Source organism: Thalassotalea sp. ND16A (assembly GCF_000764205.1).
GTDB lineage: Bacteria > Pseudomonadota > Gammaproteobacteria > Enterobacterales > Alteromonadaceae > Thalassotalea_A.
Genome location: NZ_JQDZ01000110.1, coordinates 1 through 9,957 on the forward strand (window position 1 = coordinate 1; position 9,957 = coordinate 9,957).

At 39.4% G+C, this 9,957-nt stretch carries 9 protein-coding genes and 1 rRNA gene; 8 read left to right on the forward strand and 2 right to left on the reverse strand.

The window, feature by feature from the left end; all coding sequences use genetic code 11:
• On the reverse strand, window positions 1–127 hold a 127-nt coding region (locus tag ND16A_RS04025), incomplete at its 3' end, for a GTP-binding protein (RefSeq protein WP_033078254.1).
• Window positions 128–499: 372 nt separating this feature from the next.
• On the opposite strand from ND16A_RS04025, the gene fusA reads away from it, so the two are divergent.
• From fusA to ND16A_RS03985, 8 genes are all read left to right on the forward strand, one after another.
• Entirely contained in the window at window positions 500–2,593 is a 2,094-nt protein-coding gene (gene fusA / locus ND16A_RS04020) for an elongation factor G (protein WP_033078709.1), read from the forward strand.
• 259 nt (window positions 2,594–2,852) lie between these two features.
• On the forward strand, window positions 2,853–4,028 hold the full coding sequence (locus ND16A_RS04015) for a porin (RefSeq protein ID WP_033078710.1): 1,176 nt from the start codon (window positions 2,853–2,855) through the stop codon (window positions 4,026–4,028).
• Between the two features lie 212 nt (window positions 4,029–4,240).
• The gene (locus ND16A_RS04010; RefSeq protein WP_033078711.1) at window positions 4,241–4,759 is read left to right on the forward strand and encodes an FMN-binding protein; all 519 of its coding nucleotides are present in this window, start codon (window positions 4,241–4,243) and stop codon (window positions 4,757–4,759) included.
• A gap of 6 nt (window positions 4,760–4,765) precedes the next feature.
• The gene (locus ND16A_RS04005; RefSeq protein WP_033078712.1) at window positions 4,766–5,548 is read left to right on the forward strand and encodes a PepSY domain-containing protein; all 783 of its coding nucleotides are present in this window, start codon (window positions 4,766–4,768) and stop codon (window positions 5,546–5,548) included.
• Between the two features lie 135 nt (window positions 5,549–5,683).
• A complete protein-coding gene (locus ND16A_RS04000) occupies window positions 5,684–5,908 on the forward strand; it encodes a FeoA family protein (protein WP_033078713.1) in 225 nt (74 codons plus the stop codon).
• Entirely contained in the window at window positions 5,908–8,100 is a 2,193-nt protein-coding gene (feoB, locus tag ND16A_RS03995) for a ferrous iron transport protein B (RefSeq protein ID WP_033078714.1), read from the forward strand. The genes ND16A_RS04000 and feoB overlap by 1 nt, the downstream gene beginning before the upstream one ends.
• A 471-nt stretch (window positions 8,101–8,571) precedes the next feature.
• Window positions 8,572–9,120 (forward strand): VOC family protein, encoded by a 549-nt coding sequence (locus tag ND16A_RS03990; RefSeq protein WP_033078715.1) that lies wholly within the window; start codon window positions 8,572–8,574, stop codon window positions 9,118–9,120.
• Window positions 9,121–9,160: 40 nt separating this feature from the next.
• A complete protein-coding gene (locus tag ND16A_RS03985) occupies window positions 9,161–9,592 on the forward strand; it encodes a VOC family protein (RefSeq protein ID WP_033078716.1) in 432 nt (143 codons plus the stop codon).
• 257 nt (window positions 9,593–9,849) lie between these two features.
• On the opposite strand, the gene rrf is transcribed toward ND16A_RS03985, so the two are convergent.
• A 5S ribosomal RNA gene (gene rrf, locus ND16A_RS03980) occupies window positions 9,850–9,957 on the reverse strand; the annotation flags it as partial.

Sequence of the window (9,957 nt, forward strand, 5' to 3'; positions counted from 1 at the left end):
CACCACCGTGTACTTTAGTAAGAACCGCAGAGATAGCAGCTGTTAAAGTTGTTTTACCGTGATCGACGTGACCAATGGTACCAACGTTAACGTGCGGTTTATTACGTTCAAATTTTTCTTTAGCCATTTTCAATATACCTTAAAAGTGATAAACAAGCGGGCGGCAACCCGATATTTTTTGCTTACTATATGTATGCGATTCCAATTAAAAATATTAGTTGACGAATTTAAAATTGACCAACAAATATACAAGGATCGTTTTCAGGGGCACAATTTAGCAAACTCTCAAGAAATTGTCTAAACTTTATGCTTTTGTTTAAGCAAAATAAGCAAAAAAACTGTAAAAAACTGTAAAATAGGCCTCTGAAATACTAATTTCCCAAATTTTATTGACCGAGTTGTTTATTTTTTATCAAATTATGATGTTAGTTTTCATTAACTGATGTATAATCCGCGCAAAAATTTTTAACGTAACTTTTCATTAAAATAGAGTATTACAATGGCAGATTTATCAAAATACAGAAACATTGGTATTTTCGCTCACGTTGATGCTGGTAAAACCACAACAACTGAACGTATATTAAAACTAACTGGTATGATCCACAAAATTGGTGAAGTACATGACGGTGAGTCAACAACTGACTTCATGGAACAAGAAGCTGAGCGCGGTATTACTATCCAGTCTGCTGCCGTTACTTGTGAATGGAAAAAACATCGCTTTAACGTAATTGACACTCCTGGTCACGTTGACTTCACTGTTGAAGTTTACCGTTCATTAAAAGTACTTGATGGTGGTATCGGTGTATTCTGTGGTTCTGGTGGTGTTGAGCCACAATCAGAAACTAACTGGCGTTACGCCAACGAATCAAAAGTTGCTCGTTTGATTTTTGTTAACAAGTTAGACCGTTTAGGTGCTAACTTTTACCGTGTAACTGATCAAGTTAAGAAAGTACTTGGTGCTCACCCACTTATTATGACTTTGCCAATTGGTGAAGAAGATGATTTCGTCGGTGTTGTAGACGTATTAAGCCAAAAAGCTTACATCTGGGATGATTCAGGTCAACCAGAAAACTACGAAATTACAGATATTCCTGCCGACATGGTAGATGATGCTGCTATGTACCGTGAGCAATTAATCGAAACTGCTTTAGAAGCAGATGAAGATTTATTGATGGATTACCTGGAAGGTGAATTAACGCCTACTGATGAACAAATCAAAGCGTGTATCCGTAAAGGTACTCGTGAAATCATGTTCTTCCCAACATTCTGTGGTTCGGCATTCAAAAACAAAGGCATGCAAATACTACTTGATGCTGTTGTTGATTACTTACCTTCTCCAACGGAAGTTAATCCTCAACCATTAACTGATGAAGAAGGCGAGCCGACAGGCGAATTCGCACTTGTTAAGACTGACGAGCCTTTCCGTGCTTTAGCATTCAAAATTATGGATGACCGTTTCGGTGCCTTAACGTTCGTACGTGTATACTCTGGTGTTCTTAACAAAGGTGACACCATCTTAAACTCGTTCACAGGTAAAACTGAGCGTGTTGGCCGTATGGTAGAAATGCAAGCCGAAGATCGTACCGAACTTTCTTCAGCTCAGGCTGGTGACATTTTTGCTATCGTTGGTATGAAAAACGTACAAACAGGTCATACTTTATGTTCTATTAAAGAGCCATGTACTTTAGAAGCTATGGTCTTCCCTGAACCAGTCATCTCAATTGCTGTTGCACCTAAAGATAAAGGTGGCTCTGAGAAAATGGGTATCGCCATTGGTAAAATGGTTGCTGAAGATCCAACGTTTAAAGTTGAAACTGATGAAGATTCAGGTGAAACAATTTTACGTGGTATGGGTGAGCTTCACTTAGATATCAAAGTTGATATCCTTAAGCGTACCTACGGTGTTGATTTAACCGTAGGTAAACCACAAGTTGCTTACCGTGAAACTATCACCCAAGAAATCGATGATTCTTACACCCATAAGAAACAATCTGGTGGTTCTGGTCAATTTGGTAAAATTGATTACATCATTCGTCCAGGCGAGCCAAACTCTGGTTTCACCTTCACCTCAAAGGTTGTTGGTGGTAATGTTCCTAAGGAATTCTTCCCAGCGGTTGAGAAAGGTTTCAAATCTATGATGGATACTGGTGTATTAGCTGGTTTCCCTGTATTAGACGTTGAAGTTGAATTATACGACGGTGGCTTCCATGCTGTCGATTCATCTGCTGTTGCTTTCGAAATCGCTGCTAAAGGCGCTTTCCGTCAGTCAATTCCAAAAGCTGGTGCACAACTAATCGAACCTATCATGAAAGTTGACGTTTACACTCCAGACGATCACGTTGGTGATGTTATTGGTGATTTAAACCGTCGTCGTGGTATGATCAAAGACCAAGAAGCTGGAACTACTGGTGTTCGCATCAAAGCTGACGTACCTCTTTCAGAAATGTTCGGTTACATCGGAACTCTACGTACAATGACATCAGGTCGTGGTCAATTCTCTATGGAATTCTCACATTACAGCCCTTGTCCTAACAACGTAGCTGAAACGGTTATTGCTGAAGTTAAAGAGCGTAACGCTGCTAAGAAAAAATAGATTTTCTATTGATTCTAAAAAAAAGGTCGCGCAAGCGGCCTTTTTTATTGCCTCATTTTTATCTATCAATATTGTCTGGGCACAACTTTAAACAGTCGATATAACAAATAGTAACATCGTTATTCAGCACCGATTAAAAGTTTGATCCAAATCAACAAATACAAATAAGAATTGTTTGCATTTAGATTTAACTTTCGCTATAGTCTCGCCATAAAATAAATATCTACAAAAAATTACATTTATCAGGGAAATACAAACGATGAAAAAATCGATTATCGCAACTGCGCTTATGTCTTTATTTGCAACCAATGCAATGGCTACAGAAGAGACTCAAGAACTGCGTGAAGTAATTGCTGAACAGCAAAAAGTGTTAGAATCTCTAGAGAAGCGCTTGAATGAGACTGAACATCGTCTTGAAGCGACCGCTGACCAAATTGAGGTGACTACCTCAGCTAGCCCATTTGCTAATACCACTATTGGTGGTTACGGTGAATTGCACTATAACAATTACGAAAATAAAGACGCGAAAGTTGATTTCCATCGCTTTGTGTTATTCTTCGGTCATGAATTTGATTCGAAAACCCGTTTCTTCTCTGAATTTGAATTAGAACATTCCCTTGCCGGCGATGACAAGCCAGGTGAAGTAGAATTAGAACAAGCGTACGTTGAATACGATTACAGCGAAACCATCACTACCAAAACCGGTTTATTCTTAGTGCCAGTTGGTTTAATCAATGAAACGCATGAGCCACCAACATTCTACGGTGTTGAGCGTAACGGTGTTGAGAAAAATATCATTCCTGCTACTTGGTGGGAAGCAGGTGTTGCCGCTAACTTTAAAGTGGCTCCTGGCTTCAGCATTGACGCTGCAATTACCAGTGGCTTGAAAGTTGTTGCTGATGTAACAGACAAAAATGCATTTTTGATCCGTAAAGGTCGTCAAAAAGTGGCTAATGCAAGTGCAGAAAACTTGGCTTACACCGGTCGTGTAAAATACACTGCTATTCCAGGTTTAGAGCTAGCTGCTACAGTACAATATCAAACGGATGTTACCCAAAGTGCATCAGGTGTTGATGAAGCAGCAGCGACGTTAATCGAAGCACACGCAGTTTATAATGTAGAAAATTTCTCTATCAGAGCATTATACGCCACTTGGGATATCGATGGTGACGAAGCCGCAGCTCTTGGTCGTGATGAGCAAACTGGTTGGTACGTAGAACCATCATACAAACTAAATGAAGAGTTTGGCGTATTTGCCCGTTATGCTGAATATAACAACGAAGCAGGTGATAGTTCTTCTGACGCGGTAGAGTCAACCAGTGCTGGTATCAACTACTACTTGCATGAAAATGTTGTATTGAAAGCTGACTATGAAGAATTGGGTGGTTCTAAAGACTCTAAAGGCTTCAACTTAGGTTTTGGCTACCAGTTCTAAGTCTGTTTTTTAGTTAGCCAACTATGTTTTCAAACTAAACATAATACTAAAGTGAATAAGAGGTAACTCTTATTCACTTTTTGTTTTTTTAACAAATGGATTAATTATATAATCCATTTGTTAAATAAATAAAAACAAAAAATCATGCTATATTTACGAATTAATTTTTCGTTAATTTAATAACTACATTTGCATTAGGTAAAAGGCACTACGTGAATAAATTCATCTTCATTCTGTTGATAATAACCAGTACTGCATTTTCAGTATCTGCGAACGGTGTTTATCAGTCAAATGATCAATTTTTAGAGCAAGCATTCAATGCTGAAATACCTAAAGCTGAAGTGTTATGGTTAACTGCTGAAGATAAAGCAGCAATCAGTGCCATCATGAACCGGAAGTTCAACAAGTTACGGATACGTTACTGGCAACAAGATGTGGCCACTGTGTGGATACTTGATGAAATTGGCAAAGAAAAGCCAATTACTATCGGCGTTCACATCGAGGATAATAAAATAGTGAATCTGAAGGTCCTGGCATTTCGTGAAAGTCGTGGTGATGAAGTTCGTCATCAATTTTTTACCAAGCAGTTTATTGATGCTGAGTTGAATGAAGAAAACCAGTTAACGCAACACATTGATGGTATTACTGGTGCAACCTTATCAGTTAGGGCTCTGAAAAAAGTCGCTCGGCTGGCACTTTGGCTCAATAACCGAAAGCATCCAGAGCAATAAATAGCCATGCTTAGAGTAACTAAAAAATACAAAAATTCTCTGCATTCAAAATTGATCCGTCATTTACGTGAATGGCATCGTAAATCAGGAATTTTTGCGGCACTCGTTCTAATATTTCTAGCTATTTCAGGTATCGCGCTTAACCATACCGAATCATTTAAGCTTGGCCATATTGCCATTACCAACCAATGGCTACTGCAGCATTATGGGATCAAAGATCCTAGCTCTGCCAATTATTTCCATAATAAACAATTCAGTGTCACCGATGGCTATATCTTTAAAGGCGATATTTTGCTGCAAGATGATTCAGAAGATGTCATTGCTATAGGCCGATATTTAGATTTTTATTTGGTGCTAACTCAAAGTAAGTTATCACTTTATGATGAAATTGGCGAATTGGTGGATCAAGTAACACTTACCGATGGCCTGCCTATGGGCATTATCGCCATGGCAATTGATGTTAATGCGAATAACAGTACCATCGTATTAAGCACTCAGCATGGTTATTACCAAAGTGGTCAACATTTGCTTGACTGGCAAAAAGTAGAATTCATTGCAGAACCTTCGTGGATTGTAGCGAATAGAATTACTGATACCGATATCAATGCTGCCAACATACGTTACAAATCACAGTTTCTATCGTTAGAGCGTGTAATGTTAGACGCGCATTCAGGTCGCATTTTTGGTGATTACATGGTGCTATTCATGGATATTATTGCCATTGCAATTATTATTCTATCACTAAGTGGCCTGTATATTTGGCTTCGTTACGCCCGGGCGAAACGATAAATAAGCCAAATATCCGCTAAATTTGTTGCTTTATATCAATAAATAGCTGTTTTTCTCAATATTGTGTTGCTGAAATGGCAATGATTTTATAAAATTAAATGAGAATCATTATTATTTATATTTAAGGCCGATTTTATGACCCTAGTTGAATTGAAGCAAAGCCAACGAGCTAAGATCAGTTATCTCCCCGATAACTTCGATTTAACCGCGCAATTAATGGAACAAGGTTTCGCCCTTAAAACTGAAATCTGTATGGCGCAAAAAGCACCATTTAATGGCCCTATTGCATTTCACCTACACGGTACAAAAATTAGTCTAGCGACTAATATTGCCAATCAGATTGGTATAGAACTCGTATAATGTCACAACTATCACATATCGCCCTTGTTGGCTTTGCCAATGCCGGCAAAAGTACGTTTTTTAATAATTTAACCGGCTCAAAGCAAAAAACAGGTAACTGGACCGGCGTGACCGTCGCCAAAAGCCAAAAACAGTGCACCTTAAACGGGAAAGCCACGTTATTATCTGACTTACCTGGCATTAGCTCATTAACCGCAAAAGCACAGCAGAGTAAAGATCTGTCGATCACCCAAAATTTTCTTGGCACCGAGAAGCTTGACTATATCATCAATATTGTTGATGCCACGCAATTAAAAAGACAATTGTACTTAACCACACAGCTATTAGAACTTGGCTTGCCGATGTGTGTGGTGCTGAACAAATCTGACCGTAAAGAAACCGATGAACTGGACTTAGAAATTTTGTCTAATGAGTTGGGCTGTCCGGTTATTGCAGTTAACAGTTTTGATAAGAATACCACCAAACAAATTGAAACAACGCTTGCTTCATTGACCAACGATGTTAGCCGTCCTGAAAATTTGCTTTTACCCGAGAGTATTTTAACGCAACTGGCAGAGAGCGACTGTAATTTACTTGAATTAGAACAAGGCAGTTGTCAGGCCAACCACTGCCAAAGTCACAATGCTGATACCATCGCTATCATGCAATCACGTTATGATTTTGTTAATTCGTTATTAGTAAAAGCCACAATTACGGCAAAAACACCGCATTCTATCAGCGACACTTTAGATAAATTCATCTTACATCCAATGTTTGGCTTGCCAGTGTTTTTACTGATGATGTATTTATTATTTATGTTTGCGATCAATGTTGGTAGTTCATTTATCGATTTTTTCGATATTTTTGCCGGTGCAATTTTTGTCGATTACCCACAACACTACCTCGCTCAATTCGACTTGCCCGTTTGGTTATTAACGATTATTGAAGGTGCCGGAATAGGCATTCAAACTGTAGCGACGTTCATCCCAGTAATTGCCTGTTTGTTTATCGGGTTATCGGTCTTAGAAAACAGCGGTTATTTAGCCCGAGCAGCATTTGTTGTTGATTCTCTGATGCAAAAGATCGGCTTACCCGGTAAAGCTTTTGTCCCACTAATTGTTGGTTTCGGCTGTACCGTACCAGCAGTAATGTCAGCCCGTATTCTAGATAGCGAACGCGAACGCATCACCACAATAATGATGTCACCATTTATGTCTTGTGGGGCAAGATTACCGGTATATGCTTTATTTGCGACTGCGTTTTTCCCGGAAACAGGGCAAAATTTGGTATTTCTTTTATATTTAATCGGTATTGCTGCCGCCCTATTTACTGGCTTGTTACTAAAGCATACGATCCTTATGGGTAGTAATTCCGTCAATATTATGGAATTACCCTTATACGAATTACCTAAACTCTCTTATTTAATTGAGCGAGTATGGCAACGAACCCGTTCGTTTATCCTCGGGGCTGGTAAAACCATTGTTATTGTTGTTTGTATATTAAACTTTTTTAACTCCTTAGGTACTGATGGCAAGTTCGGCCATCAAGACTCAGAACAATCACTACTAAGCCAAACGGCACAGGTAGTAACACCGTTACTGGCTCCTATGGGGATTAAAGAAGACAACTGGCAAGCAAGTGTTGGCATCATTACCGGCTTATTTGCAAAAGAGGCATTGGTTGCAACCTTTAATAGTTTATATTCAGCACCAGAACAAGAAGCAAGCGAGTTAAGCTCATTTGCTGAGTTATGGGATGAAGCCTCTGCAACAGTTAAAGAAAACTTATTAGGCATTAAAGCTGAAGATCCGCTGGGTACAGATATCGGTAATGTCTCTGATATCCATGTAGCAGCAGTTGAGCAAGGCGTAGAAGAAAGCACAATTACCATAATGCAATCAGCGTTTGCTGGTACCATAGGAGCGTTCAGCTACTTGTTATTTATATTGCTTTATACCCCCTGTGCTGCAGCGATGGGTGCTATTAAAAACGAAGTTGGTAGCCGTTGGATGGCATTTGCTGGCCTATGGAGCTCAGCACTAGCATACTTAGCCGCCACATTTACTTTCCAGATATTTAATATTGCAGCACAGCCGGTTTACGCTAGCGTATGTTTGCTTGCGGTAGTCACTACCTTTGTACTTATTTATGCTTGGTTAAAACGGTTTGGCAAACAGATCTTAACCATTCCTGTGCAAGTTTCATTTCGTTAAATATACATATATTTAACTACCGATATCTACAATCAAAAAGAGCGCTCTGGCGCTCTTTTTTTTGTACATGTAAGTATTTATCCCCGGCAGGCAGGTAGCCTTTTAAGAGTGATTGTGCTCAATATTTCCCGCAGTCCTCGGTTAGTGACAGCACATTTTCTCATAAGCAGAATTTGTTTAGTCTTTCTTTTCACAACGTGTGTACTTAACTTTTTATCTATTAGTTGTTTTCCTAATGCCCTATGTGTGGTGGGAGATTAGGAAGCAAGTCTGTCACATCACGCTTTATCGATATTATTCACTATTCTCAATTATCACTTGCTCAACAGTAGCAAAACAAACCATAACCAAATAGTTATACCAGAGCTCTAAGCCATTATATCTGCGCTATACCAAATTTGATCCAGATCAACTTTTTTTAAACTTTTTCCATCAATAATAAACTCATCAATTACCCATTGGAGCAACAATATGTTTAAACCCAAACCGAAAAAACTTGGTCATCTTGTTTTACGAGTTTCAAACCTGAGCAAATCTATAGATTTCTATCAACAAATTGTTGGTCTGCAGATATCCGATAAAGTTGGTAATAGAATGGCATTTTTGCATGCCGGTGCCGATCATCACGATTTAGCTCTAGTTCAAATGTCGAAAGCCGAAATCGACAAGGCAGCCAATGCTTTCCACAATGTTGAACATTTTGCGTACCAACTTGATAGTTATGCAGAAATTGAACAAGCGACAAAGATGTTGCTGGATAAAGGCATAAAAATAACCCGCGGCCCTGGTAAGCACGGTTCTGGTGAGAACTACTTTATTGTGTTCCAGGACCCTGATGGAAACAACCTTGAATTTTATTCTGACATGCGACAAATCACTGAAGATAACCCATACCAAGCAAGTGTTTGGAATGATGACATAGATACCTTTGATGTCTGGCGCTGTAAAAACTTTGTGGTAGAACCACCCGAGGGTATCAAGAATAAACTTGCACAAATTAACGAGCCCAAAAAAGCTTAATTTTTATAATGATTTAATAATACAATTTTGGAGAAAGATTATGAGCGCAACAACACTAGATAGACCTAAATTACGTCATATAGCGATTTCAGTTGACGATCCTTTTGAAACTGCAGATTTTTATATGCAAGCCTTTGACATGGAAAAAGTCGGTGAAACAGACTCGCCACTTGCTCGCGGTGTGTATGTATCAGATGGGGTAATTTGTTTGGCTATTTTAGCCTTTAAAAACGACTATTGGGCAGGACAAAACGGTAAGAAGTATCGTGGTATTCACCATATGGGCTTCCACGTTAACAGCCTTGATCAGGCCAAAGGTTCCGTGACATCAGCAGGAGGTAAGCATTTCGCCGGGCGTCCATCTTCATCAGAAGGCGATACTTCAACGGTTGTCTATGAAGAAAAGTATTATGATCCTAACGGTATCATGATCGATGTGTGTGAGCGTGGCTGGCCAACGGCTGCAAAGTAATAAGGTTGCTTAGCTAGACTTACAGTCTCGAGCAAAGAAAAAGCCTCTAGGTTAACTAGGGGCTTTTTAGTATCGGTTGTCTTTTAAAGGCGATTACGAGAATTCATTCTCGCGTTATGGCGAAAACCATCTTAAGTTGTCTGCTGCAATAACGCGAGGTTGAAACCCCGCCAACCCATAGGTTCTGATCCCATGGGAGGGGACAAACAAAACGAAAAAAGCCCTTCGCGTATGCGAAGGGCTTTTCGAAATTAGGAGCCTGGCGATGACCTACTCTCACATGGGAACTCCCACACTACCATCGGCGCAACTGCGTTTCACTTCTGAGTTCGGCATGGGATCAGGTGGTTCCACAGTGCTATTGT